Genomic DNA, 24,643 nt, shown 5'->3' on the forward strand with positions numbered 1-24,643 from the left:
GCTGTCGTCAACCCCTGACGGTCAGATCTGGCGCCGGACATTGGTAACGGTGTGGCGCTGATCCGGGCGCCGGGCGGGAATATGGCCGCGCGCAAGGCATTGTTTCTGTGGGTGGAATGCGGGGCGGGACCGATACCATGACGGCCTTGCGCCGGGCATGGAATGGGCGGTGGGAGGGGGCGTCACCATCTCACCGCGCTGTCGTCCCCCGCCGGGAAGGAGGAGATCCCTTGGCGCAGGCCCCGAATCTGTCGGGAAATCGCCATGATCTCGATATCATCATGCGTTACCGCAGGAGGGATACGGTGGCGTTTGGCAATGCCAAAGGCCAAGAATATGCTGCTGATAGAAAATCATAAAACGGCCATTCCCTGGGGCGTTTACCAAGGGGCCGCAGGACCTGTGTTGACTTGATGTTGTTTTATGATATCGGTCCCATAAGGCCCGCTGAAGCATGGGCGAGAATTCAAGGAGGGGCTGTGATGAAATTGCGTCAAGACGCGGCCATGGGGCGCCGCTTTGCCATCGGTCTGGGGCTGCTGTGTAGCACCATGCTGGCGCCTGCCGTACTGGCTCAGGAGGCGCCCGCGCCTGCCGCGCCCAAGGCCACCGATGCCGAAATCATCGTCACCGGATCGCGAATCAAACAGAACGGTTTTCAGGCGCCGACCCCGGTCACCGTTGTGGGCGCCGAGGCGATGCAGAGCCGCGCTGTCACCAACGTGGCCGATGCGCTGAACGAAACGCCGCTGTTCCGTCCGCTGATCACGCCCGCCACGCAACAGGCGGTGGGCGGCAATGTGGGCGCGCGCATTCTGGATCTGCGCGGTCTGGGCTCGACCCGCACGCTGGTGCTGGTCGATGGCAAGCGGTTCGTGCCGTCCACCACCACCGGCACGGTTGACGTCAATCTGGTCCCCTCGATGCTGGTCAAGCGCGCCGAGGTGGTGACGGGTGGCGCTTCGGCGGCCTATGGTTCGGACGCGGTGGCCGGTGTGGTCAACTTCATCCTTGATCGCACCTTTACCGGGTTCAAGGCCTCGGCGCAGGCCGGGTTCTCGCAGCGGGGCGATGCCAATTCGCAGAACGTCCAGCTGGCCTGGGGCACCAAATTTGCCGACGGCGCGGGCCATTTTGTCATCGGCGCGGAATATGACAATGCCACCGGCATGGGCGATTGCTACACCCGCTCGTGGTGCCCGAACGAGCAGCTGGTGGGCAACACCGCCGGCTGGAACGGCCTGCCCGCCAGCCTGCGTACCGGCCCGGCCGGCACCGGCACGCTGTCGTCGGGCGGGTTGATTGTGGCCGCCAGCGGCCCGCTGCGCGGCATCGCCTTCAACCCCGACGGCACCTATCACAATTACAATTTCGGCACGATCTATGGCACCAACCCCTCACCGCTGTTCACCGGCGGGGGCGAGGAAAGCAGCCGCAACGGCTTCCTTGACGGCATTTTGCTGATGCCGCCGGTCGAACGCGTGGTCGGCTTTGCCCATGGCGATTACGAGGTGTCGGACGCGCTGAAGCTGGGCATGGACCTGAGCTATGGTCAGGTGCGCGGCATGGTGATCGGTTCGGACGCGCGCTCGACCGTGACGATCCGGCGGGACAACGCCTATCTGCCCGGCGCGGTCGCCGCGATCATGGACGCCAACGCCATCACCTCCTTCTCGCTGGGCCGCGCGTTCACCGATCTCAAGGGGTCGGTCAACCACAGCATGAACAAGACCTATCGCGCGGTCTTTTCCGCCGAGGGCCGGATTTCCAGCGCGATCAAGTGGGACGCCTATTACCAGTACGGCCGCAACGAGTTCCGTCAGGACTATAGCGGCAACATCGTCGCCGCGCGCGTGGCCAATGCGGCGGACGCCGTGCAGGTGGGCAGCAACATCGTGTGCCGGATCAACGCTGTAACGGTCACCGATCCCAATTGCGTGCCGGTCAACCTGTTCGGTTCGGGCAATATCTCGGCCGCGGGCAAGGCCTATATCGCGCCATCGGGCTATCAGGCGATCAACACCGATCAGCATGTGCTGGCCGCCAATCTGCAGGCCGATCTGTTCCGCCTGCCGGGCGGCATGTTCAGCGTGGCGGGCGGTGGCGAATGGCGCCGCGATTCGATGAGCGGCGCGGCTGACGCGCTCTCGGCCTCGAACGCGTTCTGGTCGTTCAACGGCAAGGCGATCAGTGGCACGCTGGAAGTCACCGAAGGCTATCTGGAAGGCAATGCCCCCGTGCTGGCCGACCTGCCGCTGGTGCGCAAGCTGGAGCTGAATGGCGCGATCCGCCGCACCCATTACAACCGCTCCAGCCCCGGTCTGGCCAGTTCCAGCCTGGCGGTGACGACGTGGAAGTTTGGCGGCGTGTGGGAGCCGTTCGACATGCTGCGCCTGCGCGCGACACGTTCGCGCGACATCCGCGCGCCCAACATCGCCGAGCTGTACGGCCCGGTGACGTCCGGCCGCACCACCGTGGTTGATCCGGCCAATGCCGGGGCGCAGGTGCAGGTCACGTCATACTCGGGCGCCAACCCGCGCCTGCAGGCGGAAAAGGCCGATACCTTCACCATCGGCGCGGTACTCAGCCCGCGTCTGCCGTTTGCCCGCTCGCTGCAACTCTCGGTCGATTACTTCTCGATCCGCATCAACGGGGCGATCGCCACGCTGGGCGCGCAGACCGTGGTCAACCGCTGCAATTCGGGCGCGACCGAGTTCTGCTCGTTCATCACCCGCGACAGCACCAATGCGCTGACCGTGGTGCAGGACGTGTTGCAGAACGTGAACCAGCAAAAGGTGCGCGGTCTGGACATCAACCTGGCCTATAGCACGCATACCGGCCCGCTGGGTTCGGTCGATGTCAACCTGATCGCCACGCGCTATCTGGAGTTTTCGACCCGTGACAGCGTGGGCGTGACCGACCGCGTGTGCCAGACCGGCTATCGCCCCGGCACCACCACGGGTGTGCCGTGCTGGATCGTGGATGGCAACATCGGCTGGAACATCGGCAAGGTGAAGCTGAACCTGCATGGCCGCTATATCCCCGGCGGCAAGTTTGACGTGCTGATGGTTGGGCCCGAAGATCCGGGCTATACCGCCACCGCCTCGAACAGCGTGAGCAGCAACCGCGTGGCTGGCCGGTTCTATCTGGATCTGGGCACCACGGTAAAGATCAACGACCGGTTTGAACTGTTTGGCGTGATCAACAATCTGATGGACAAGGATCCGCCGATGGCCGCCAGCGCGCAAGGCGCGACCAATCAGGTCTATTTCGACCCGATCGGCCGCAACTTCCGCATCGGCGCGCGCGTCAAGATGTAAGCATACCCGCCTTTCCCCGGCCCGTCCTCCCTCGGGCGGGCGGGGAAAGGCACAGACAAAGGTGACGATGATGGCAAAGAAATCTCTGGAACAGGTCCTGATGGAAGCGGACCGCTGTGTAGTGGCCCCTTGCGTCTATGACTGCGCATCGGCGCGCGCGGTGGAAATGGTGGGCTTTCCGGCGATGATGCTGTCTGGCGGCGAAGTGTCGATCGCGATGAATGGCGTGATCGACTATGGTTTTTCGAACCTGACCGACATTGAATGGATGTGCAGCCGCGTGACGCAGACCAATGCGATCCCCATGGCCGCCGATATCGAGGACGGCTTTGGCGGGCCGCTGGCGGTGTATCGCAGCACCAAGCGGATGATCGCGGCGGGTGCGACGGCGTTGCAGCTGGAAGATTCGGGCGACATGGAGAATTCCACCAGCCTGCTGCCGCGTGAAAAATATTACGAGAAGGTGCGCGCCGCGCTGGCCGCGATGGAGGGCACCAACTGTTTTCTGATCGCGCGCACCAACGCCGACCCCGAAACCGAAATGGACGAGGGCTGTGAGCGCATGCGCGCCGCCGTCGAGATGGGCGCCAAGATGAGTACCGTTGTGCGCATCAGCACGCTGGACCACGCCAAGGTCAACGCTGCCAAGGTGCCGGGCTGGAAGATGTTCCCCGACGTGCGCGACATCGACGGCAAGCCGGGCGTGACGGTTGAGCAGATCTATCCGCTGGGCTTCAATTTCCTGACCATGCATTACACGCTCAAGGCGGCGATGGACGGCATGCTGGAGCACGGCATCCACAATTTCGCCCAGCAGGGCTGCCACTATACCTGCCAAAAGCAGGACGCGACCGGCATCATGGGCATGAGCGCCACGCCGCTGTTCGATCCCCATTCGTATATGGAGCTGGAAAGCCGCTTTGGCGGCGCGCGCAAGGATTTCACCATCGTGGGCAACGCGGTGGAGGACTTCCCCAAGGGCTTTGTGCGCAGCGCGATCGACGATCGCCTCTAAGCTTTGACGTCATCCTCCCTGGCCCGTGGCGATAGGACCGCTGCGGGCCGGGTCACTGGCCCCGGTCATGGCCTGCCGTCTGGCGGGTGGTGGCCGGGGTATTTTTGCGCCCCCATGCGTGGCGGGGCGATGCGGTATGGCGCGCGCTTCAGCGCTGAGCCTTGCGGCTTTGCAGATAGCGCCCGATGATCCAGCCGACCACCGCGCCAGCCACCATCGAGCCGATGCTTTTCTCCGGCGGCTCGCCATTGGCGATGCTGGCCAGCATCCCCACAACCGCGCCAATCGCCAGAGCGCGATGTGCTAAACCCATGTCCGGTTTCTCCTGTGGCATGGAGGGTGGTTCGTCCCGTGCCGGAACCGATATGCCCGATGCGCCACATCCCTGCCACCCCAAAGGGCGGCAGGGATGCGTTTACGTGTCAGGCTAGAGGGATCAGGCGTCGCGCAGCGCTCGATAGGGGCGCAGCGCCAGCAGCAACAGCCCCACCATCGTGGGCGCGGCCATGCCCACGACCAGCGCCATGGAATAGCGGATCTCGTGCGGGTTGCGGAACACATAGTCGGTGATCGCGCCAATCACCATCGGCCCGATCGCCAGCCCGACCAGCGTGGTCAGTGTGATATACAGCGCGCTGACCTGTGCGCGGGCGCGGTTGGGGACGATCAGCTGGATCGATGTCGCCGCGCAAGGATAGGGGAAATTGCCAAAGAACACCGTGGGCGCCAACAGCGCCAGCGCCAGCTCTGCGCTGGGCATCAGCGGGGCCAGTGCGCCGCACACGCCCCCAATGGCAAAGCCGCCCGCCGCCACCCGCAGCGGCGCATCGCTATGGCCCCGCGCGGCCAGACGGTCCGACAACCAGCCGCCCATCCATACCCCGCCTGTGCCAAACACCATCAGCATCGGGCCATAACTCCACCCGATCTGCTGCGGGCTCCAGCCATAGCTGCGCGAGAGCAGGGCGGGCGTCCAGATGGCAAAGGCATAGGACACCAGGCTGACACAGGCGAAACTGGCGAACATCGGCGCCAGCGCGCGGGCGCGGTCACGCACGATGCCCCAGACCTCGGCGGCGGGCAGGGCGTCGCGCCCGCCGGTGCCACGGCGCAGCGGTTCGGGGAACAGAAAGAACAGCGGCGCCAGTACCAGCCCCGGCAGAGCCACGATGATGAACGCCGCCTGCCACGGCGCCAGTCCCGAAAACAGCGCCCCATGCATCACCGGCGAGGTGTTGAGCCACACCAGCAGGCTGCCCCCGCCCATGAAGGCCAGCCCTTGCCCAATCGGCGCGCTCATCAGGAAACCGCTGAGCGGTTTGCCCAGACGCTCGGGCGGGAACTGGTCGGACAACAGCGAAAAGGCGGCCGGTGACAGGCTGGCCTCGCCCACGGCCACGCCGATGCGCGTCAGGAACAATTGCCAATAGCCGCGCGCCAGTCCCGACCCCATGGCAAAGAGGCTCCATAGTGCCAGCGCGACGCCGATGATTACCCGCCGCTGATACCGATCCGCCAACCGCCCGATGGGCACGCAGGCGGTGATATAGAAGATGCCAAACGCCACCCCCTGCAACATGCCGAATTGTGTGTCGTTCAGGCCAAACGCGCCCTTGATCGGTTCGACCATCAGATTGATGACGGTGCGGTCAAACTGCGACACGATCGAGGCCAGCGCCAGCAGGCCGACCAGCAACCAGCCACGCACCGGGCTGGGCCAAGGGCGCGCATCGGTGTGGTCGGGCTGGTCCGGCGCAGGCGCTTCGGCCGTGGCGGGGGTGGTCATCGGTCCTCTCCTCTGATGATGGTGCGACCCGCTTTTTTGCGGTGTGGCGCGCTGCGCGCCGGGCCTATGTGTGGCCCAGATCGAACAGGCGCATATATTCGGCGCTGTCGGCCGGACCGTATCCGCCCGCCACCAGCATCCGGTGCAAATCGGCCGCCATGCTGGTCAGCGGCAGGGGAATGCGCCCCGCCAGCGCGGCGGATTGCGCGGTTTCCAGGTCTTTCAACATGTTGTCGATCCGCCCGGTCGAGCTGAAATCGCGTGCGGCCATCTTGGCCATGAATTCCTGCATGATGCGGCTGTCGGCGCGGCCCCCGGCCAATGCGGCGGGGATCTGGCTGGCGTCGATGCCATGCCCTTCGGCAAAGCGCACCGCTTCGGCCACGGCCAGAAAGTTCAGCGCGCACAGGATCTGGTTCACCAGCTTGACCGTCTGGCCCGCGCCCACCGCGCCCATATGGCTGGCCCGCGCCGAGAGCAGCTCCAGCACCGGTTGCGCCTGCGCGACATCATCTGCTTCGCCGCCGATCATCAGCGTCAATTCACCCTTCAGCGCGGCCGGCGCCCCACCAGACAGCGGCGCGTCCACCCACGCCACGCCCGTGTCCGCGCGCAGCCGCGCGGCCAGCGCCGTGGTGCGGTCGGGCGCGATGCTGGACATGTCGATCAACAGGCCGGGCAGGGGGCTGGCCTGCGCCACGCCATCGGGGCCAAACACGGCGGCCTCGACAATGGCGGCGCTGTTCAGGCTGGTGATCACCGCGTCCATGCCCGCCGCCGCCTGCGCCGGGCTGGCACAGGCCCGCGCGCCCAGTGCCACCAGCGGGGCCATCGCCGCATCCGACAGGTCAAACAGCGCCACATCCGCGCCGCAGGCGATCAGGCGCCGGGCGATGGCTGATCCCATCACCCCCACGCCGATCACGCCCACGCGCATCTCCTCCGCACGGGGGGCTGTTGTCCCTGTCGTCTGCTCGCTCATTTCACTCTTCCAACCGAGGCGCGCTCGATGATCGAGAGGCCGATGTCCTCGATATGCGGGGGGGTGTCGCCATCGCGCCCCAGCAGTTCCAGAATCAACGCGCCCGTCCGCTGACCCAGCGCGCGGAAATTGACATTCACCGTGGTGAGCGGCGGGTTGACCTCGCCGCCGATCTCGAAATTGCCGAAACCCATGACCGACAGCTTGTCCGGCACGGGCACATGGCGGCGCTGGCATTCCATCAGCACGCCCACCGCCGACAGGTCGGACACGGCAAACACCGCCTGAATGCCCGGATCGCGTTTCAACAGGATGGCGATGGCCGCCGCGCCATGGTCATAGGACAATGGCGGGCTGCCGTGGCGCAGCACCAGATCGGTCGCCAGGCCTGAAAAGCGCAGCTCGTCCTCGAACCCGCGCATACGTTCCTCGCCGCGATGGTCGCGCACGGCGGCCTCTTGCGATCCGCCCACTGCGCCGATGCGGGTAAAGCCGCGCTCGATCAGATGGCGCGCGGCGGTGCGCCCCACCTCGTAATTGGAAAAGCCGATGGAATGGTCGATCGGCTGGCTGGGCAGGTCGGCGATCTCGATCACGGGGACATCGCATTGCATCAGCATCCGCGCCGCATTGCGCGTGTGCGAGGCGCCCGTCATCACGATCGCCTCGGGGCGGCGGGCCAGCAGCTTGTTCAGCTGGCGCTCCTCCTCGGCCTGATTGTATTCGGTATAGGCGATCAGCAACTGGTAATCGGCTTCGCGCAATTGCTCGGTCAGGCCCTGTGCCACGGCGGCAAAGTTGGCGTTGGTCAGCGTCGGCAGCATCAGCGCGACAAAGCCGGTGCGGCGGCTGGACAGGCTGCCGGCCACGCGGTCGGGGACATAGCCCAGATCGGCCACGGCCTTGAGCACCTTTTCGCGCGTGGCAGGCAGCACCAGATCGGGATCGCTGATCACGCGGCTGACGGTCATGCGCGACACGCCCGCCAGTTGCGACACATCGCGGATCGTCGGCCGCCCGGTGCCGCGCGTTTTGCCACGCGGTTTGACGGGCGGGACGGTCCCCTCGCTGGTGCTGCTCATCTTGGTCCTTTCGATCACCTGACGTCTTTTGCCGCGACTATAGCATCGCGCCCATCGCCCGCCATGGCGTCCTTGGGCTTATGCTCAGGTGTTGACCAATTCGTCCTGGCCGCTGATCAGATGGTAAAAGCGGCCCTCGAACATCTGCATCAGTTCCAGCGTCAGCGCCCGCGCCCGGTCGCGCTGGGGCGAGGCAATGGCGGCGGCCAGCGCCGCGCGGCTGGGGTAATCCACCTGCTGGATCATGGCGATGGGGGCCGCGTCCGCGTCCGCATCGTTCACCCGGAACCAGCGCACATTGCATGCGCCCGGAAAATCGGCCCACATCGGCGCCAGACGGCTTTCCACCGCGCCAAAGAAATCCTCTTCCTTGCCCGGCGTTACGCGGCCTTCGAAAATGGCGGTACGGGTAATCATGCGGTCGGTTCTTCCTGAATGGCGCCGTCCTGAATGGCGATGTGCAGTTTGATCACCCGGCTGCGGTCACCGGCCTGATGAAAGGCGTCTTCGGCGCGGGCGATGGGGAATGTGCCCGACAGGATCGGGCGCACGTCGATGCGGCGGGTGACGATGGCCTCCACCGCGTCGCGGAACTCGCCATTGGCGCGAAAGGCGCCCAACAGCTCGATTTCGCGGGCTTGCAACATGTTGATCGGGATGGGCGCGGGGCCGGGCGGGCACATGCCCACCTGCACGATCTTGCCCCCCTTGCGCAGGATCGGGAACAGCGAGTTCAGCGCCGCATGCGTGCCCGAAGCCTCGAAGGCGACGTCGAAATGACCCCCGGCGGCGGCCCAGTCGTCAAAGCGGGCGGCATCGCGCGCCACGTTCACCGTGTCGGTCGCGCCCATGTGCGCGCGGGCAATGGCCAGCGGGGCGTCCTCGATATCGGTGCAGACCACCTGCGCCGCGCCCGCCAGCGCCGCGCTGCGCGCCGTCAACAGGCCGATCGGGCCGGACCCGGTGACAATCACCCGCTTGCCCAGCAGATTGCCCGCGCGGTTGACCGCATGCAGCCCCACCGACAGCGGTTCGGCCACCGACAGTTCCAGCAGATCGGTGTCATCGGGCACCGGGATGATCTGATCCATGCGCAGCGTCAGCGCCTGCGAAAACCCGCCCTGCGAGTGCGGAAAGCGGCCCGCGCTGCCCAGAAACCACATGTCGGCGCACAGGTTCATCCGCCCTTCGCGGCAATAGGCACATGTCAGGCAGGGGCGGCTGGGGTCCAGCGCCGCCTTCATGCCGGGGCGCAGATGGGTCGCGGCCGCGCCCACCTCGGCCACCACGCCCGAGATCTCATGGCCCAGCACCAAAGGCTGCCGCACGGCAAAATCGCCCACCGCGCCACGATGGAAATAATGCATGTCCGATCCGCAAATGCCGCCAAACGCCACCGCCACGCGCACCTGATCGGCGGCCAGCGGGGTGGTTTCAACGGGTTCGACCCTCAGGTCATGGCGGCCATGACAGACAACAGCGCGCATCGGCATCTCCACGGGTATGTGCGTTTCGTTGGGACCGATATCATCAATTGCGGCGCGATGTAAACCGGCAGAATGCGCATGCGGCAATCCCTGGTCGGAGTTTCCCGGAAAATTGGCGGAAAATGGGCGATGTGCAAAATAGGCCTTGCAATGGTATCGGTCCCTTTATAGGCCAAGAGCAAGACGAATCCGCGAAAGTTTGGGGGTGGAGGAATGAGCCGGCTGTTTGACTTGTCCGGGCGCACGGCGCTGATTACCGGCGGTTCGCGCGGGATTGGCCATGCCATTGCGCAGGCGCTGACCGGGGCGGGCGCGCGGGTGGTGATCAATGGTCGCAGTGCCGATGCGCTGGCGCAGGCGGCGCAGGCCTTGCGGGTTGATGGCGCGCAGGTCGACACCGCCGCCTTTGACGTGTGCGACAGCGCCGCCGTCACCGCCGGCATCGCCGATATCGAAAGCCGGATCGGCCCGATCGACATTCTGGTGAACAATGCAGGCATTCAACGCCGCGCGCCGCTGGACCAATTTGCCGATGATGATTGGCATGCGTTGATGGACACCAATCTGAACAGCGTGTTCTATGTCAGCCGGGCCGTTGCGCAGGGGATGCTGGCGCGCGGTCGGGGCAAGATCATCAATATCGCTTCGGTTCAGTCGGAACTGGCGCGGCCCAATATCGCCCCCTATACCGCCAGCAAGGGGGCGATCCGCAACCTGACGCGCGGCATGTGCGCCGATTGGGCGGCGCGGGGCTTGCAGATCAACGCCATCGCGCCGGGCTATTTCGATACCCCCCTGAACAAGGCGTTGGTCGAGGACCCGGTGTTCGATGCGTGGTTGTGCAAGCGCACCCCCGCCGGGCGCTGGGGCCGGCTGGAGGACCTGCACGGGGCCGCCGTGTTCCTTGCTTCGTCCGCTTCGGATTTTGTCAACGGCCAGACCATCTTTGTCGATGGCGGCATTGTATCGGTGATTTGATTGGCCATGACCGCTTCTCTTCCTTTGGCGCTGCAACTGTGCCCGCTCTCGCCCTATCTGGAGCAGGCACTGGGCCAGCGCGTGGCGATCTGCCGCTGGTTTGAACTGGATGGCGCGGGTCAGGCCGCATGGCTGGCGGCGCATGCCGGTGATGTGCGCGCGGTGCTGACGGGCGGGCATATCGGCTGCCCGGCGGATCTGATGCAGGCGTTGCCCGCGTTGGGGCTGATCGCGATCAACGGCGTGGGTTTTGACAAGGTGGACCTGAAGCTGGCCGCCGCGCGCGGGGTGCTGGTGGGCAATACGCCCGATGTGCTGACCGATGATGTGGCCGATCTGGCGGTGGGGCTGGTGATTGGCCTGTTGCGCGATCTGGCGGGGGCGGATGCCTATGTCCGGGCGGGCCATTGGGGCCACCGCGACTGGCCGCTGGCGCGCAAGGTGTCGGGGCGGCGGTTTGGCATTGTCGGTCTGGGCCGGATTGGCGCGGCCATCGCCCGCCGGTTGGAACCGTTTGGCCCGGTCAGCTATTGCGGCACCGCGCCCAAGGATGTGGCCTGGGCCTATCACCCGGATGCGGCCACGCTGGCGGCCCATTGCGATGTGCTGGTGGTGGCCTGTGCCGCCAATGCCGCGACGCAGGGGCTGATCAATGCCGATGTGCTGGCAGCGCTCGGGCCGCAGGGCTATCTGGTGAATGTGGCGCGCGGGTCGGTGGTGGATGAGGCCGCTTTGGCGCAGGCTTTGGCGGCGGGGCATATTGCCGGCGCCGCGCTGGACGTCTTTGCCGACGAGCCCAATGTGCCCGACAGCCTGCTGGCCTGTGACAACACGTTCTTTACCCCGCATATCGCCAGCGCCACGGTGGAGACGCGGCTGGCGATGGCCGATCTGGTGTTGGCCAATCTGGACGCTTTTCTGGCCGGGCGCGATCTGCCCGCCCGCGTCGTATGAGCGCGGTGCCCGACATGACCGGATCGGTCGCGCTGATCACGGGGGCGGGCAGCGGCATTGGCCGCGCGGCGGCGCTGGCGCTGGCGGGGCGGGGGTTCCGTCTGGTGTTGGCGGGGCGGCGGCTGGGGCCTTTGCAGGAGACGGCGGCGCTGATGGGCGGGGCCGACACCCTGTGTGTCGAGGCGGACGTCACCAGCAGTGCCAGCGTCACCGCGCTGTTTGACGCGGCGGTGGCGCGGTTTGGCAGGGTGGATGTGTTGTTCAACAACGCGGGGATCAGCCTGCCTTCGACCCCCATCGCCGATGTGGCCGAGGACGATTGGCGGCGGGTGATCGACACCAATGTCACGGGCATGTTCCTGTGCCTGCAGGCCGCGTTCCGGGTGATGGGCGCACAGTCGCCACAGGGCGGGCGGATCATCAACAACGGGTCGATCTCGGCCTATGTGCCGCGCCCCGGATCGATCGCCTATACCGCCAGCAAACACGCCGTGTCCGGCATGACCAAGGCGGCATCGCTGGATGGGCGGGCGCTGAACATCGCCTGTGGCCAGATCGACATCGGCAATGCCGCCACCGACATGGCCGCCGCGATGCTGCGCGGTGTGCCACAGGCCAATGGCACGATGGCCCCCGAGCCGGTGATCGACGTGGCACTGGTGGGTGAGGCGGTGGCCAATATGGCCTGTTTGCCCCTGTCGGCCAATGTGCAATTCATGACGGTGATGGCCACGGCCATGCCGTTTGTCGGGCGCGGCTGATGGCGCGGGTCGCCTGTTTTGGCGAAGCCCTGCTGCGGCTGAGCACGCCCAATGGCCGCCGCCTGTCGGGCGTCGACACACTGGACGTGGTGGCCGGCGGGGCAGAGGCGAATGTGGCGGCAACGCTGGCGGGGCTGGGGCATGGGGTGCGCTATGCCTCCTGCGTACCGGGCAACGGGCTGGGCGACCGCTTCGTGGGGGCGATGCGCGGGGCGGGCGTGGATGTGACGCATCTGCGGCGCGGGGCCGGGCGCATGGGCGTCTATTATCTGGAAACCGGTTCGGGTGTCCGCCCGGCGCAGATCACTTATGACCGCGATTTCAGTGCCTTTGTTCAGGCCGACCCCGACGCGTTTGACTGGGACGGGTTGCTGGCGGGGGCCGATCTGTTGCACCTGTCGGGGATCATCCCGGCGCTGGGCCCAAATGGCGTGGCACTGATCCGCGCGGCATTGGCGGCGGCGCGGGGGGCGGGTGTGCCCGTCAGCTTTGATCCCAATTACCGCGTGCTGTTGTGGCAGGCATGGGCGGGGGACGCCGCCGCGATCCTGAGTGAATGCGTGGATCAGGCCGATATCCTGTTTGCCAACCACCGCGATCTGGCGCTGTTGACCGGGCGCGATCTGCCCGCCGATACGCCTGATCAGCGCCGCGCGGTGGCCGATCTGGCCTTTGCCACATTCCCGCGCCTGCGCTGGATGGCCAGCACACAGCGCGCCATGCTGGGCCATGACCACCACCGCCTGTCGGCCCGCGTGGATGCGCGCGATGGCGGGCATGAAACGGCACCTGTCGATGTTACCGCGATTGTCGACCGGGTGGGCACGGGGGACGCCTTTGCCGCGGGGGTGCTGCATAGCTGGCTGATGGGGGCGGATGTGGCGCAGGCGGCGCGCGATGGCCTGACGCTGGGCGCGGTAAAGCACGGCATCCACGGCGATTTCTGCCAGATCAGCGCGGGTGAACTGACCAATCTGGCCAATGGTGGTGGCGACATCCGCCGCTGATCAACCACAGGCGATTTGCGATCATGACTCAGCCCAACTGGCGCTCGGCGGCGTGGTTTGACAACCCCGACAACATCGACATGACCGCGCTCTATCTGGAGCGTTACCTGAATTATGGCCTGTCGATGGAGGAATTGCGCAGCGGCAAGCCGATCATCGGCATCGCCCAGACCGGCAGCGACCTTAGCCCGTGCAACCGCCACCATCTGGTGCTGGCCGAGCGGGTGCGCGATGGGATCCGTCAGGCGGGCGGCGTGCCGTTTGAATTCCCCGTTCACCCCATTCAGGAAACCGGCAAGCGTCCGACCGCCGGGCTGGACCGCAATCTGGCCTATCTGGGGCTGGTCGAAGTGTTGTACGGCTATCCGCTGGATGGCGTGGTGCTGACCATCGGTTGTGACAAGACAACGCCGGCCTGCCTGATGGCGGCGGCCACGGTCAACCTGCCCGCGATTGCCCTGTCGGTGGGGCCGATGCTGAACGGTTGGTACAAGGGGCAGCGCACCGGCAGCGGTTCCATCGTGTGGGCCGCGCGCGAGATGCTGACGCGTGGCGAAATCGACCATGATGGTTTCGTCCGCATGGTCGCGGCCAGCGCGCCCAGCACCGGCTATTGCAACACGATGGGCACCGCCGGCACGATGAATGCGCTGGCCGAAACGCTGGGGATGAGCCTGCCCGGGTGCGCGGCGATCCCCGCCCCCCACCGCGACCGGCAGGAGATGGCCTGGCGCACCGGGCTGCGCATCGTCGACATGGTGCGCGAGGATCTGAAACCGTCCGACATCATGACCCGCGCGGCGTTTCTGAACGCCATCCGTGTGACTTCGGCCATCGGCGGCAGCACCAATGCGCCGATCCATCTGATGGCGATTGCCCGCCACATGGGCGTCGATCTGGACATCACCGATTGGCAGACGCACGGCCATCAGGTGCCCTTGCTGGTCAATATGCAGCCTGCTGGCGCCTATCTGGGTGAGGATTTCTACCGCGCGGGCGGGGTGCCCGCCGTGGTGTCGCAACTGATCGCGGCGGGCCTGATTGACGAGGCCGCGATGACCGCCAATGGCCGCACCATCGGTCAGAATTGTCGCGGCGTGCCGACCGAGGACGCCGATGTCATCCGCCCCTTTGCCGCGCCTTTGGTGGATCAGGCCGGGTTTATCGTGCTGCGCGGCAATCTGTTCGACAGCGCGGTAATGAAGACCAGCGTCATCAGCCCGGAATTCCGCGCCCGATACCTGTCCAACCCCGATGACCCCGATGCGTTTGAAGGCCCGGTGGTGGTGTTTGACGGGCCGGAGGATTACCACGCGCGCATCGATGATCCGGCCAGCGGCATCACCCAGAACACCTTGCTGGTGATGCGCGGGGCGGGGCCGATCGGCTATCCCGGCGCGGCCGAGGTGGTGAACATGCGCCCGCCGGCCCATCTGCTGCGCGAAGGTGTCAGCCATCTGCCCTGCATTGGCGATGGCCGGCAATCGGGCACCAGCGGCAGCCCCTCGATCCTGAACGCCAGTCCGGAGGCGGCGGCGGCAGGCGGATTGGCGCTGTTGCACAGTGGTGACCGGGTGCGGATCGACCTGCGGCGCGGCACGGCAGATGTGTTGATTGACGATGCGGAACTGGCGGCACGGCGGGCGGCTTTGGCGCAGGCGGGCGGCTATCGCTATCCGGCCAGCCAGACCCCGTGGCAGGCGATCCAGCGCGCCCATGTCGGCCAATTGGGGCAGGGCGCCATTCTGGAAGGCGCCGAAGCGTTTCAGCGCATCGCCCAGACGCAAGGGCTGCCGCGCGACAACCACTAAGGCGGCGCGGGTCATGCTGCGCGAAAAACAGCTATTGAAAATAACAATTGCTGCATTACCTTTGCGGCACTGGCGATGCGGCGTACAAAGCCCACGCCCGAGCGATGCAGGGCGGCTGTGACAGTGGACGTGGCCGCGATTGCATCGTAAATATTGTTAGAGTCGGCCGGGATGGCGGGGGATCGGTTCCCGCGCACGGCCTGCACGCGTGGAGAGGCAAAATGTCGCACGAATACCGTCTGTTGATTGATGGTCAGCTGGTTGCTGGTGCCAGCAGCTTTGACGTGATCAATCCCGCCACCGAAGCCGTGGTCGCCAGCTGCCCCAAGGCGGACGAGGCCCAGCTGAACGCCGCCGTTGCCGCCGCCAAGGCCGCTTTCCCGGCATGGTCGGCCCGCACGCAGGACGAACGCGCCGCCATGGTGCACGAAATCGCCGACCGCCTGATGGCGCGCATCGACGAATTCGCCCGCCTGCTGACCGCCGAGCAGGGCAAGCCGCTGGATCAGGCCCATGGCGAGGTGATCGGCACCGTCTTCACGCTGAAGGCTTTTGCCGACATGCGCGTCAAGGAGAAGGTGCTGAAGAACGAGGGCGGCAATCAGGTGTTCGAACACCGCACCCCGCTGGGCGTGTGCGCCGCGATCACGCCGTGGAACTTCCCGATCATCCTGCTGGCCAACAAGCTGGGTCCGTGTCTGGTGACCGGCAACACCATGGTGGCCAAGCCCGCGCCGACCACCCCGTTGACCACGCTGCTGTTTGGCGAACTGGCCAATGAAGTGCTGCCTGCTGGCGTGTTGAACATCGTGTGCGACCAGAACGAACTGGGCGCGCTGATCACCAACCACCCCGACATCGCCAAGGTTGGCTTTACCGGCTCGACCGCCACCGGCAAGAAGGTGATGGCGTCCTCGGCCAGCACGGTCAAGCGCGTGACGCTGGAGCTGGGCGGCAATGACGCGGCCATCGTGCTGGACGACATGCCCGCCAAGCTGGCCGCCGAGAAGGTCTATCAGGGCGCGATGACCAACGCCGGGCAGATCTGCGTGGCGATCAAGCGCGCCTATGTCCATGAATCGGTCTATGACGAATTCCTGAGCGAAATCACCGCTCTGGCCCAGAATGCCGTGGTGGACGATGGCACCAAGCAGGGCACCACCATCGGCCCGGTGCAGAACAAGATGCAGTTCGACAAGGTGTCGGCGCTGCTGGCCGATGCGCGTGAGCGCGGGCAGGTGCTGGCCGGTGGCGCGCCGCTGGACCGCCCCGGCTTCTTCATCCCGCCCACGATTGTCGCCGGGCTGGATGACGATGCGCCGCTGGTCAAGGAAGAGCAGTTTGGCCCGGTTCTGCCGGTGCTCAAGTTCAGCGACATCGATGATGTGGTCGCCCGCGCCAATGACAGCGAATATGGTCTGGGTGGCACCGTGTGGGGCCGCGACACCGCGCGCGCCATCGAAATCGCCCGCAAGATCGACACCGGCACTGTCTGGGTGAACCAGCATCTGGCGATTGACGGCAACATCCCGTTCCGCGGCGTCAAGCAGTCGGGTCTGGGCGCCGAACTGGGCGAGGCGGGTCTGCTGGAATACACGCAGGCGCATATCGTCAATGCGGTGGAACTGGTGGACTGATCCACCCCAACGTTTGAAATGCATGACCGGCGGGGCAGTGATGTCCCGCCGGTTTTGTTTTGGCTGCGCTGGCGCGCTGGGCGGGGGGCTTGCGGTGGGGTGGTATTTATATATGAACGGATATCGCTTTCCCCTTGGTCATGGAGCCTGCCGATCATGTTTGCCATTCCCCGCCGTGCCACGCTGGGCGCGATTGTGGCCGCTGTGGCGCTGTCGCTGGCGCCGGCGGCGGCGGCTCAGCCGCGCGGGCCGGTAGTGCTGGCCGCGGCCAGTATGCAGGAATCGCTGAACAAGGCCGCCGATGCCTGGGCCGCGCGCGGGCATGTGCGGCCGGTGCTGTCCTTTGCCGCGTCATCGGCACTGGCGCGTCAGATCGTCAATGGCGCGCCCGCCGATCTGTTCATTTCCGCTGATGAGGAATGGATGGATTATGTCGCCACCGCGCCGGGGCGTCCGGGCGGATGGTTGCGGGCGGGCACACGCGCGACTCTGGTGACCAACCGGCTGGCTTTGATCGCGCCTGCGGGCAGCAAGGTGACGATGACCATCCGCCCGGGTTTCCCGCTGGCAGCGGGGCTGGGCGCTGATGGCCGCCTTGCGCTGGGACAGCCCGGCGCGGTGCCGGCGGGCAAATATGCGCAAGAGGCCCTGACCCGTCTACGGGTCTGGCCCAGTGTGGCGGGCCGCGTGGCGGGCGCGGAAAGCGTGCGCGCCGCGCTGGCGCTGGTGGCGCGGGGTGAGGCGCCGCTGGGCATTGTCTACGCCACCGATGCGCGGGTGGAGCCCAAGGTGCGGATCATCGCCCTGTTCCCGGCGGGTAGCCACAAGCCGATCACCTATCCGGTGGCGGCCTTGTCGGGCGCGGGGGCGGGCGCTCAGGCAGAGGGGTTCCGCCGTTTCCTGCTCTCACGCGATGGGCGGGCGATTTTTGCCGGTTATGGGTTCGGCACCAAATGATGCTGGACGCGGATGGCTGGGCGATTGTGGCCCTGTCGCTAAAGGTCAGCGCGGTGGCGGTGCTGGGCGTGGCGCCGCTGGCCTTTGGCGTGGCCTGGGTGCTGGCGCGTGGGCGCTTTGCCGGGCGGGTGGTGCTGGACGCGCTGGTGCATCTGCCTTTGGTGCTGCCGCCGGTGGTGGTGGGCTGGCTGTTGCTGCTGGCCTTTGGCGCGCAAGGGGCCGTGGGGCGCTGGCTGGCGGGGATGGGCATCACGGTGATGTTCCGCTGGACCGGGGCGGCGCTGGCCAGTGCGGTGATGGCGTTTCCGCTGATGGTGCGCGCCATGCGCCTGTCGATCGAGGCGGTGGACATCCGGCTGGAGGACGCGGCCCGCACACTGGGCGCGCATCGGTGGCGGGTGTTTGCCACGATCACCCTGCCGCTGGCGATGCCGGGGGTGCTGGCGGGGCTGGTGCTGGGCTTTGCCCGGTCGCTGGGCGAATTTGGCGCGACGATCACCTTTGTTTCGAACATTCCGGGCGAAACGCAAACGCTGCCGCTGGCGATCTATGCCGCGATGCAATTGCCCGGCGGCGAGGCGGCCGTCACCCGGCTGGCGATGGTGGCGGTGGCGCTCTCGCTGATCGCGCTGGCCGCGTCAGAGGCGCTGGCGCGGCGGATGGGGGGCAAAGGTGGGCTTTGATATCGACGTCACCCTGCGCCGGGGCGAAGCGACCATCGCCGCGCAATTCACCAGCGCGGGCGGGCTGACGGCGCTGTTTGGCCCATCGGGCGCGGGCAAGACCAGCGTGCTGGACATGGTGGCCGGGCTGTTGCGGCCCGATGCGGGGCGGATTGTCGTGGGCGGGCGCGTGCTGTTTGACAGCGCCGCCGGGGTGGATGTGCCGGTGCAGGCGCGCGGCTGCGGCTATGTCTTTCAGGACTATCGCCTGTTCCCGCATCTGAACGTGCGGCACAATCTGCTGTATGGCTGGCAATTGGCCGCGCCCGATCAACGCTGGATCACGCTGGACGAGGTGTGCGATCTGCTGGGCATTGGCGCGCTGCTCACCCGCCGCGTCCGCCACCTGTCAGGGGGCGAGAAACAGCGTGTGGCGATTGGCCGGGCGCTGTTGTCGGGCGCGCGCTGCCTGTTGCTGGACGAGCCGTTGTCCTCGCTGGACGCGGCGCGCCGGGAGGAAATCATGGGGCTGATCGAACGCCTCCGCGACGAATTGCGCCTGCCGATCCTGTATGTCGGCCACGACCGCGCCGAAGTCGACCGGCTGGCGGGGCAGGTGGTGACGATACGCGCTTGACGGGGCGTGGGCGCAGGCGGCACAGCGCCCGCCCTGACCACAGGAGCCAAGCATGAGTGTCGCGTTTCGCCGGGATGGCGATGAGGAACATCTGGAGCCGAAATTCGAGCTGCCGATCCCGCCCGGTCCCAACCGCGTGACGCCGCAGGGCGCGGCGCAAACGCTGGCCCGCATGGCCGAATTTGAGGCGCTGATCCCCACCCTGAGCGACGAGGCCGAGATCACCAAGGCCCGCCGCCAGTTGCGTTACTGGCGCACCCGCGCCGCCACGATGGAGCCGCAACCCGCGCCCGATGGCAGCGAGGTGGCGTTTGGCTGTACCGTGGATTTCACCCTGAACGGGCGGGCGCGCAGCGTCACCGTTGTGGGCGATGATCAGGCGGACCCGGCGGCGGGCATGCTGGCGTGGTCGGCGCCATTGGTGCGGGCGATGATGGGGGCGCAGGTGGGCGATTGGTGCGATTTCAACGGCCGGGAAGAAGCGATCGAGATCACCGCCATCGCCCCGTCCTATACCTGACACGCAAAGGGGGCAGGCCATCGCTGGCCCACCCCCCATCATGTGTGCTGGCTGCCCGATCAGGCGGCGGTCAGCATCCGGTTCAGGTCTTCCTGCACATCGCCGGTCGGGCGGATGTCGAAATTGTCGACCAGCACCTGCAGCACTTCGCTCGTCAGGAACTGGGGCAGGGTGGGGCCCAGGTGGATCTTCTTGATCCCCAGATGCAGCATGGTCAGCAACACGGCGGTGGCCTTTTGCTCGAACCAGCTGATGGCGTAATGCAGCGGCAGGTCATTGACCCCACAGCCCAGCGCGCCAGCGACCGCAACCGCCACCTGAATGGCCGAAAACGCATCGTTGCACTGGCCCATGTCCAGCACGCGCGGCACGCCGTTGATGTCGCCCAGATCCTCGCGGTTAAAGCGGAACTTGCCACAGCCCAGCGTCAGGATCAGGCTGTCCTTGGGCGTGGCCATCGCCAGATCGTGGAAATAGTTGCGGCCCGGACGCGCGCCGTCGCAACCGCCGATCAGGAACAGGTTCTTGACGTCACCCTTGCCGATCATGTCCAGCAGCGTGTCGGCCACGCCCATCACGGTGTTGCGGGCAAAGCCTGCCGGGATGCGCTGTTCAGGGGCGTCCTGTTCAAAACCGGCCTGTGCCTGCGCGCAGGCGATGACGGGGGCGAAATCATGGTTGCGGATATGCGCGATGCCGTTCCAGCCCACCGGGCCCGCGGTGAACAGACGGTCGGCATAGCCCTTGATTTCCGGGTTGATCAGGCAATTGCTGGTCATCACGATGGCGCCGGGGAAGGCGGCAAAGTCGCGCTGTTGATCCTGCCACGCGCCGCCGTAATTGCCGGCCAGATGGGCGAATTTCTTCAGCCCCGGATAGGTGTTGGCGGGCAGCAGTTCGCCATGGGTATAGACGTTGATGCCTGTCCCTTCGGTCTGTTGCAGGATCGTTTCCAGATCGCCCATGTCATGGCCCGACACCAGAATGCACTTGCCCGCCACGGGGGTCATGCGCACCATCGTCACTTCGGGGTGGCCAAAGCGGGTGGTGTTGGCCGCGTCCAGCAGCTCCATGACCTTGAGGTTGAGCGCGCCAATGGCCAGCGATTGCGCCACCAGCGCGCCGACATCGGTCGGGTCGGTGGCCAGAAAGGCCGAAATGCGGTGGAATTCGGCGCAAACGGCGGCTTCTTCATGGCCCAGCACGCGGGCATGTTCGGAATAGGCGGCCGTGCCCTTCAGCCCGTACAGCACCAGATTGCGCAGGCCCACGACCGAGGGGCCGTCACGGTCCATAAAGCGCTGGATCGCGGCCATCGGCGCGGCGGCGGCCAGTTCGGACGGGGTGGTGCCGGGGTTCCATGTGGCGGGCTCGGGCAGGTCCGACAGGTCGGCGCCAGCGTCCTCGGCCAGCGCGCGGGCGCGGGTGCGCATCGTCAGCGCTTCGCCGATCAGCGCGGTAAAGCGGTCCGCGTCAAAGTTCACATTGGTCAGCGTGGTGAACCACGCGTGCGGGGTAAAGGCATCGACCTGCGCATCGCGGGCGCCCTTTTGCGCGGCGCGGTCGGCATAGACCGACACGCCCTGCATCAGGCGCAGCAGCACGTCCTGCATGTCGGCCACATCGGCGGTTTTCCCGCAGGAGCCGACCTTGACCGCACATCCGCCCTTGTTCGACTGTTCGCACTGCACGCAATACATCGGCTCTCTCCCGATAAGTTGACTTGTGAAGTCCACTTATCGCAATCGGGAAAAGATGCCTTTGCGATGAATCAATTTGGACGGACGGAATGTCGCGCCACCTCGGCCTGTCTCGCTTGTCGGATAGAAATGCGCTACACGCGGCGCCATGCAACTGACCCGTCACACCGACTATGCCTTGCGCCTGCTGATCTGTCTGGCACAGGCCGGAGATCAGCGCGTGTCGATCGGACAGGTGGCTGAAACCCAGGACATTTCCCGCACCCACCTGATGAAGGTGGCCAACCATCTGGTCCATGCCGGCTTTATCGAGGGCGTGCGCGGGCGGGGCGGCGGCATCAGGCTGGCGCGCGCCGCTGATCAGATCAACATCGGCGATGTCGTGGCCGCGATGGAGCCCAATTGCGAGCTGGTGGATTGCACCGCCTGCCGTTTGATACGCGGCTGTACGCTGCCACTGGCGCTGCGTCAGGCCAAGGCGGCGTTTCTGGAGGTGCTGCGCCAGTCAACGCTGGCGGACATCATGCGTTAAGGCGCGCGGCGGCCGGCCTGACGCGCGCATCAGCCCGGCCGGGCGGTTACAGCTTCCACCCCACGCTGGCGAAGAATGACCGCTGTGGGAATGGGTGGAACAGGAAATAGCGGTCATTGTTGACGTTATCGACGCCCACCGACCATTCGAAATGGTCGCTTACCCGGAACTGTGCCCGCAGATCCACCACGACATAGCGGTCAAACCCCTGATAGGTGTTGCCCACGGTGTCGCTGTTGTCCAGATTGGCGAAATGGCGGCTGGCATAGCGCAGCGCGGCCGACAGGCTGATCTGGCGCGTGGGGTGATAGGTGACGACCGCGCTGGCCTTCATCCGGGGGACGCCGGGCAATTGCTTGCCCACGGCAGCGGGGAACACCGTGTCGCGCGCGGTGATGACATCGGCCAGCGTGATGCTGCCCTGAATGTCCACCCGGCCCAGAATGCCGCGCCTTTCGCCCGCGATTTCCACCACGCGCCCACGCGTCAGATCCACGTTCTGGACATAGGTGGTGGCGGTCGCCGCGTTCAGTTGCGAAATCAGCGCGTTCTGGATCAGCTCGTTCAGCAAGGACACCCGCAGGCTGCCGCGCCGGGCGCGATATTCCACCGCCAGTTCCACGCTGCGCGCGCGTTCGGGCAGCAGGTTGGGGTTGGGGTTGGTCAGCAACACGCCATTGGCGACCGTCTGGTACAGCTCGCCCACGGTGGGCATGCGGAAGGCCTGCCCTGCGCTAACCCGCGCCGACCAGTCGGGGGCAAAGCCCCATGTCAGACTGGCCTTGGGACTGAAGCCGGCAAAGCTGCGGGTGGGCTGGACCAGCCGCGTGTTGGCAGTAGAGGACAGCGTGACGTTATAGCCATCCCACGCCCGCCACCATTCCTGCCGCCCGCCCAGCGTCAGGGTCAGATGCGGGGCCAGAGCCAGCTCGTCCTGCGCCCACAGCGCCAGCGTGCGGGTCTGGCCATGGCTGGCCGAACGGGTCTGGCCGGTGGCCGATCCACTGTCCAGCCAATTGGCGATCGACTGGGTCTGGGCGTTCAGGATTTCATGGTCGGCATGGGCGCCGATGCTGATCGTGCCCATGCCGCCCGCCCGCGCCAGCACCCGCCCGTCCAGCGTGTCCCAGCCGGTGCCATCCTGCCGCGCGATGATCCCCGCCCCACCATTCAGCGCGGCCGGCAGATCATTGCGCGTGGCCACAAAGCCGGTGGCCAATGTCGTGCCGCTGGCCGTATCGGGCGAGGGGTTGTTCTGCCGGTCATGGGCATAGCGATAGCGCGTGGCGATCACCTGCCAGTCCAGCGCCCCGCCGTGCCCCGCCAGCTCGGCCACATGGCTGACATGCAGCGCATCGCGGGTATAGACCGCCGAATTGAACCCCGTGGTCGCCCCCGACGCCGCCGTGGCATAGGTGGTCGCCCCCGATGCCGTGCCGGTCAGGTATGACTGCACATCGCCCCGCGTGTCATCGCGCCAGATGCCCAGGACATAGCGCGCCATCACCCCCGGCGCGATGTCCAGCACCGCTTTCAGCTTATACGTGTCCTGCACATGATGCTCGATCCCGCCCGCGCCCAGCACGCGGATCGCCGCGCCGGTCTTGTTCACATCACCATAGCCGCCAGTGGTGCCCGCAGGCAGGCTGGTGGCGGTGACATAGCTGACCGGCTGGCTGCGCGCATTGGTGCGGGTAAAGGCGGCCATCAACGCCAGCGGTCCGAACCGGTCACCTACCGATGCGGCCACCTGCCATGTCGGCAGCGTTTGATGCGTGCCGTAATAGGCATATTGCTGGACATGGGTGGTGGCGCTGATCTGGGCTTCCAGACGGTCGGGGGTGCGGGTGGTGATGTTGACCACCGTGCCAATCGCATTGCCCGAATAGGCCGCGCTGAACGGGCCATACAGCACATCCACCCGCGCGATCTCGGCCGGGGTGACCAGCGTCCAGCGCGGGCTGCCATTGCCATTGTTGTTGCCGATCAGCGCCGAGAGCAACGCCCCATCGGCATAGATCAGACTGCGCGCGCTGGAGCCAAGCCCGCTGGTGCGGGTGGCGATGGGGGCGAAATTGTCGCCTATGTGGCGTTTGCGGATCACCAGGCTGGGCAGGTACTTCAGCGTGTCTTCGGTGCTGACGGCGTTGACCTGCGTGGCGATGGCAGCGGCGGTGAGGCTGGCCTGTGTGTTAGGCGCGCGCTCGATCGAGGCGGTTTGCGCCTGACCGGTCACAACGATGGTGCGGGTATCGCCATCGGCATCGGCCTCCGCCGCATGGGCGGGCATAGCCCACAGCACAGCGGCCAGTGCCACCGTGGAAACAGCAGTATTCATGGGAAAAATCGCTTTCGCTATATACGCGTGATCATGGACCGCGTGACGCGCGGCCATCGAGGAGATCAGGCGTAAAGCGGCGGCCCGCTGGCAGGGGGCAGCACCCATGTCGCGCGGGCCAGACGGGGCCGCGCCACCGGCGCAAAGCCCAGCGCCAGCACAAAGGCCAGCGCGCCCGCCAGCAGCCAGCCATCGGCTCCGCCCATCAGGGCGGCGGCATGTCCAGTAAAGGCGCAGGGCTTTTTGGCCATGTCGGCCTTGGCGCTGTCATGGGCGTGGGTGGCGGCATCGGACGCCACGGCAATCTGCCGCGTCATGGCGCTGCCGCTGGCGTCGGCGCAGATGGTGATGGTCAGCGTCCGCCCGGCCGACACCATATAGCCGCTGGGCACCAGCGCCTTCATGCACAGTGCCACCGCCAGCAACAGGGCGGCCAGCGGCCAATTGGCCCGGCTCCAGAGGCGCAGACGCATCATC

General features: G+C 66.3%; 22 protein-coding genes. 13 read left to right on the forward strand and 9 right to left on the reverse strand.

Translation table 11 applies throughout. From position 1 onward, the window contains the following. Positions 1-482 precede the first annotated feature (482 nt). Positions 483-3,320, forward strand: a complete 2,838-nt coding sequence (locus tag GTZ99_RS08665; RefSeq protein ID WP_161717903.1) for a TonB-dependent receptor domain-containing protein — start codon at positions 483-485, stop codon at positions 3,318-3,320. 70 nt (positions 3,321-3,390) lie between these two features. Continuing rightward, the gene (locus tag GTZ99_RS08670) at positions 3,391-4,335 is read left to right on the forward strand and encodes an isocitrate lyase/PEP mutase family protein (protein WP_161717905.1); all 945 of its coding nucleotides are present in this window, start codon (positions 3,391-3,393) and stop codon (positions 4,333-4,335) included. Between the two features lie 148 nt (positions 4,336-4,483). Here GTZ99_RS08670 and GTZ99_RS08675 read toward each other — a convergent pair whose 3' ends face one another. The 6 genes from GTZ99_RS08675 to GTZ99_RS08700 all read right to left on the reverse strand — a co-directional run bounded on the left by GTZ99_RS08675 (position 4,484) and on the right by GTZ99_RS08700 (position 9,672). Then, the gene (locus GTZ99_RS08675) at positions 4,484-4,648 is read right to left on the reverse strand and encodes a hypothetical protein (protein ID WP_161717907.1); all 165 of its coding nucleotides are present in this window, start codon (positions 4,646-4,648) and stop codon (positions 4,484-4,486) included. Positions 4,649-4,771: 123 nt separating this feature from the next. Further along, complete coding sequence (locus tag GTZ99_RS08680; protein WP_161717909.1) at positions 4,772-6,121, reverse strand: spinster family MFS transporter; 1,350 nt, start codon at positions 6,119-6,121, stop codon at positions 4,772-4,774. Between the two features lie 64 nt (positions 6,122-6,185). Then, positions 6,186-7,103 carry an NAD(P)-dependent oxidoreductase gene (locus tag GTZ99_RS08685; protein ID WP_161717912.1) on the reverse strand — a complete coding sequence of 306 codons (918 nt, stop codon included), beginning with the start codon at positions 7,101-7,103 and terminating at the stop codon, positions 6,186-6,188. Further along, the gene (locus GTZ99_RS08690) at positions 7,100-8,185 is read right to left on the reverse strand and encodes a LacI family DNA-binding transcriptional regulator (RefSeq protein ID WP_161717914.1); all 1,086 of its coding nucleotides are present in this window, start codon (positions 8,183-8,185) and stop codon (positions 7,100-7,102) included. The genes GTZ99_RS08685 and GTZ99_RS08690 overlap by 4 nt, the downstream gene beginning before the upstream one ends. Before the next feature lie 84 nt (positions 8,186-8,269). After that, positions 8,270-8,602: a hypothetical protein gene (locus GTZ99_RS08695; RefSeq protein ID WP_161717916.1), complete on the reverse strand. Its 333-nt coding sequence runs from the start codon at positions 8,600-8,602 to the stop codon at positions 8,270-8,272. Next, on the reverse strand, positions 8,599-9,672 hold the full coding sequence (locus GTZ99_RS08700) for an L-idonate 5-dehydrogenase (protein ID WP_161717918.1): 1,074 nt from the start codon (positions 9,670-9,672) through the stop codon (positions 8,599-8,601). The genes GTZ99_RS08695 and GTZ99_RS08700 overlap by 4 nt, the downstream gene beginning before the upstream one ends. 213 nt (positions 9,673-9,885) lie before the next feature. Between GTZ99_RS08700 and GTZ99_RS08705 the strand changes: the two genes are divergently transcribed. From GTZ99_RS08705 to GTZ99_RS08750, 10 genes are all read left to right on the forward strand, one after another. Beyond that, on the forward strand, positions 9,886-10,650 hold the full coding sequence (locus tag GTZ99_RS08705) for an SDR family oxidoreductase (RefSeq protein WP_161717920.1): 765 nt from the start codon (positions 9,886-9,888) through the stop codon (positions 10,648-10,650). A 6-nt stretch (positions 10,651-10,656) separates the two neighbouring features. After that, positions 10,657-11,604: a 2-hydroxyacid dehydrogenase gene (locus GTZ99_RS08710; protein ID WP_161717922.1), complete on the forward strand. Its 948-nt coding sequence runs from the start codon at positions 10,657-10,659 to the stop codon at positions 11,602-11,604. Then, complete coding sequence (locus tag GTZ99_RS08715) at positions 11,601-12,365, forward strand: SDR family oxidoreductase (protein ID WP_227711203.1); 765 nt, start codon at positions 11,601-11,603, stop codon at positions 12,363-12,365. Before GTZ99_RS08710 ends, GTZ99_RS08715 begins: the two co-directional genes overlap by 4 nt. Continuing rightward, positions 12,365-13,372 carry a sugar kinase gene (locus GTZ99_RS08720; protein WP_161717924.1) on the forward strand — a complete coding sequence of 336 codons (1,008 nt, stop codon included), beginning with the start codon at positions 12,365-12,367 and terminating at the stop codon, positions 13,370-13,372. The genes GTZ99_RS08715 and GTZ99_RS08720 overlap by 1 nt, the downstream gene beginning before the upstream one ends. A 23-nt stretch (positions 13,373-13,395) precedes the next feature. Then, positions 13,396-15,183: an IlvD/Edd family dehydratase gene (locus GTZ99_RS08725; protein WP_161717926.1), complete on the forward strand. Its 1,788-nt coding sequence runs from the start codon at positions 13,396-13,398 to the stop codon at positions 15,181-15,183. 221 nt (positions 15,184-15,404) lie between these two features. After that, entirely contained in the window at positions 15,405-16,820 is a 1,416-nt protein-coding gene (locus GTZ99_RS08730; RefSeq protein WP_161717928.1) for an aldehyde dehydrogenase family protein, read from the forward strand. A 156-nt stretch (positions 16,821-16,976) separates the two neighbouring features. Further along, a complete protein-coding gene (modA, locus tag GTZ99_RS08735; RefSeq protein ID WP_161717930.1) occupies positions 16,977-17,777 on the forward strand; it encodes a molybdate ABC transporter substrate-binding protein in 801 nt (266 codons plus the stop codon). Continuing rightward, entirely contained in the window at positions 17,774-18,460 is a 687-nt protein-coding gene (gene modB, locus GTZ99_RS08740) for a molybdate ABC transporter permease subunit (RefSeq protein WP_161717932.1), read from the forward strand. The genes modA and modB overlap by 4 nt, the downstream gene beginning before the upstream one ends. Further along, the gene (locus GTZ99_RS08745; RefSeq protein WP_161717934.1) at positions 18,450-19,076 is read left to right on the forward strand and encodes a molybdenum ABC transporter ATP-binding protein; all 627 of its coding nucleotides are present in this window, start codon (positions 18,450-18,452) and stop codon (positions 19,074-19,076) included. The genes modB and GTZ99_RS08745 overlap by 11 nt, the downstream gene beginning before the upstream one ends. Positions 19,077-19,128: 52 nt before the next feature. Continuing rightward, positions 19,129-19,596 (forward strand): GreA/GreB family elongation factor, encoded by a 468-nt coding sequence (locus GTZ99_RS08750; protein WP_161717936.1) that lies wholly within the window; start codon positions 19,129-19,131, stop codon positions 19,594-19,596. A gap of 59 nt (positions 19,597-19,655) precedes the next feature. On the opposite strand, the gene hcp is transcribed toward GTZ99_RS08750, so the two are convergent. Continuing rightward, on the reverse strand, positions 19,656-21,296 hold the full coding sequence (gene hcp, locus GTZ99_RS08755; RefSeq protein ID WP_161717938.1) for a hydroxylamine reductase: 1,641 nt from the start codon (positions 21,294-21,296) through the stop codon (positions 19,656-19,658). Positions 21,297-21,444: 148 nt separating this feature from the next. Between hcp and GTZ99_RS08760 the strand changes: the two genes are divergently transcribed. Then, positions 21,445-21,828, forward strand: a complete 384-nt coding sequence (locus tag GTZ99_RS08760) for an Rrf2 family transcriptional regulator (protein WP_161717940.1) — start codon at positions 21,445-21,447, stop codon at positions 21,826-21,828. Positions 21,829-21,874: 46 nt separating this feature from the next. Here GTZ99_RS08760 and GTZ99_RS08765 read toward each other — a convergent pair whose 3' ends face one another. Next, positions 21,875-24,166, reverse strand: coding sequence for a TonB-dependent receptor (locus tag GTZ99_RS08765; RefSeq protein ID WP_227711204.1), 2,292 nt, complete (start codon positions 24,164-24,166; stop codon positions 21,875-21,877). A gap of 65 nt (positions 24,167-24,231) precedes the next feature. Next, complete coding sequence (locus tag GTZ99_RS08770; RefSeq protein WP_161717942.1) at positions 24,232-24,642, reverse strand: hypothetical protein; 411 nt, start codon at positions 24,640-24,642, stop codon at positions 24,232-24,234. Position 24,643 lies beyond the last annotated feature (1 nt).

This window comes from Novosphingobium ovatum (assembly GCF_009909235.1).
Taxonomy (GTDB): Bacteria; Pseudomonadota; Alphaproteobacteria; order Sphingomonadales; family Sphingomonadaceae; genus Novosphingobium; species Novosphingobium ovatum.

Excerpts from the sequence above, each read along its gene's own strand:
- GTZ99_RS08765 (WP_227711204.1), bottom strand. The coding sequence starts at position 24,166 with ATGAATACTGCTGTTTCCACGGTGGCACTGGCCGCTGTGCTGTGGGCT.
- GTZ99_RS08690 (WP_161717914.1), bottom strand. The coding sequence starts at position 8,185 with ATGAGCAGCACCAGCGAGGGGACCGTCCCGCCCGTCAAACCGCGTGGC.
- GTZ99_RS08705 (WP_161717920.1), top strand. The coding sequence starts at position 9,886 with ATGAGCCGGCTGTTTGACTTGTCCGGGCGCACGGCGCTGATTACCGGC.
- GTZ99_RS08665 (WP_161717903.1), top strand. The coding sequence starts at position 483 with ATGAAATTGCGTCAAGACGCGGCCATGGGGCGCCGCTTTGCCATCGGT.
- GTZ99_RS08725 (WP_161717926.1), top strand. The coding sequence starts at position 13,396 with ATGACTCAGCCCAACTGGCGCTCGGCGGCGTGGTTTGACAACCCCGAC.
- GTZ99_RS08695 (WP_161717916.1), bottom strand. The coding sequence starts at position 8,602 with ATGATTACCCGTACCGCCATTTTCGAAGGCCGCGTAACGCCGGGCAAG.
- GTZ99_RS08750 (WP_161717936.1), top strand. The coding sequence starts at position 19,129 with ATGAGTGTCGCGTTTCGCCGGGATGGCGATGAGGAACATCTGGAGCCG.
- GTZ99_RS08700 (WP_161717918.1), bottom strand. The coding sequence starts at position 9,672 with ATGCGCGCTGTTGTCTGTCATGGCCGCCATGACCTGAGGGTCGAACCC.
- GTZ99_RS08685 (WP_161717912.1), bottom strand. The coding sequence starts at position 7,103 with ATGAGCGAGCAGACGACAGGGACAACAGCCCCCCGTGCGGAGGAGATG.
- hcp (WP_161717938.1), bottom strand. The coding sequence starts at position 21,296 with ATGTATTGCGTGCAGTGCGAACAGTCGAACAAGGGCGGATGTGCGGTC.
- GTZ99_RS08760 (WP_161717940.1), top strand. The coding sequence starts at position 21,445 with ATGCAACTGACCCGTCACACCGACTATGCCTTGCGCCTGCTGATCTGT.
- GTZ99_RS08680 (WP_161717909.1), bottom strand. The coding sequence starts at position 6,121 with ATGACCACCCCCGCCACGGCCGAAGCGCCTGCGCCGGACCAGCCCGAC.
- modB (WP_161717932.1), top strand. The coding sequence starts at position 17,774 with ATGATGCTGGACGCGGATGGCTGGGCGATTGTGGCCCTGTCGCTAAAG.
- GTZ99_RS08730 (WP_161717928.1), top strand. The coding sequence starts at position 15,405 with ATGTCGCACGAATACCGTCTGTTGATTGATGGTCAGCTGGTTGCTGGT.
- modA (WP_161717930.1), top strand. The coding sequence starts at position 16,977 with ATGTTTGCCATTCCCCGCCGTGCCACGCTGGGCGCGATTGTGGCCGCT.
- GTZ99_RS08670 (WP_161717905.1), top strand. The coding sequence starts at position 3,391 with ATGGCAAAGAAATCTCTGGAACAGGTCCTGATGGAAGCGGACCGCTGT.
- GTZ99_RS08715 (WP_227711203.1), top strand. The coding sequence starts at position 11,601 with ATGAGCGCGGTGCCCGACATGACCGGATCGGTCGCGCTGATCACGGGG.
- GTZ99_RS08720 (WP_161717924.1), top strand. The coding sequence starts at position 12,365 with ATGGCGCGGGTCGCCTGTTTTGGCGAAGCCCTGCTGCGGCTGAGCACG.
- GTZ99_RS08710 (WP_161717922.1), top strand. The coding sequence starts at position 10,657 with ATGACCGCTTCTCTTCCTTTGGCGCTGCAACTGTGCCCGCTCTCGCCC.
- GTZ99_RS08675 (WP_161717907.1), bottom strand. The coding sequence starts at position 4,648 with ATGGGTTTAGCACATCGCGCTCTGGCGATTGGCGCGGTTGTGGGGATG.
- GTZ99_RS08770 (WP_161717942.1), bottom strand. The coding sequence starts at position 24,642 with ATGATGCGTCTGCGCCTCTGGAGCCGGGCCAATTGGCCGCTGGCCGCC.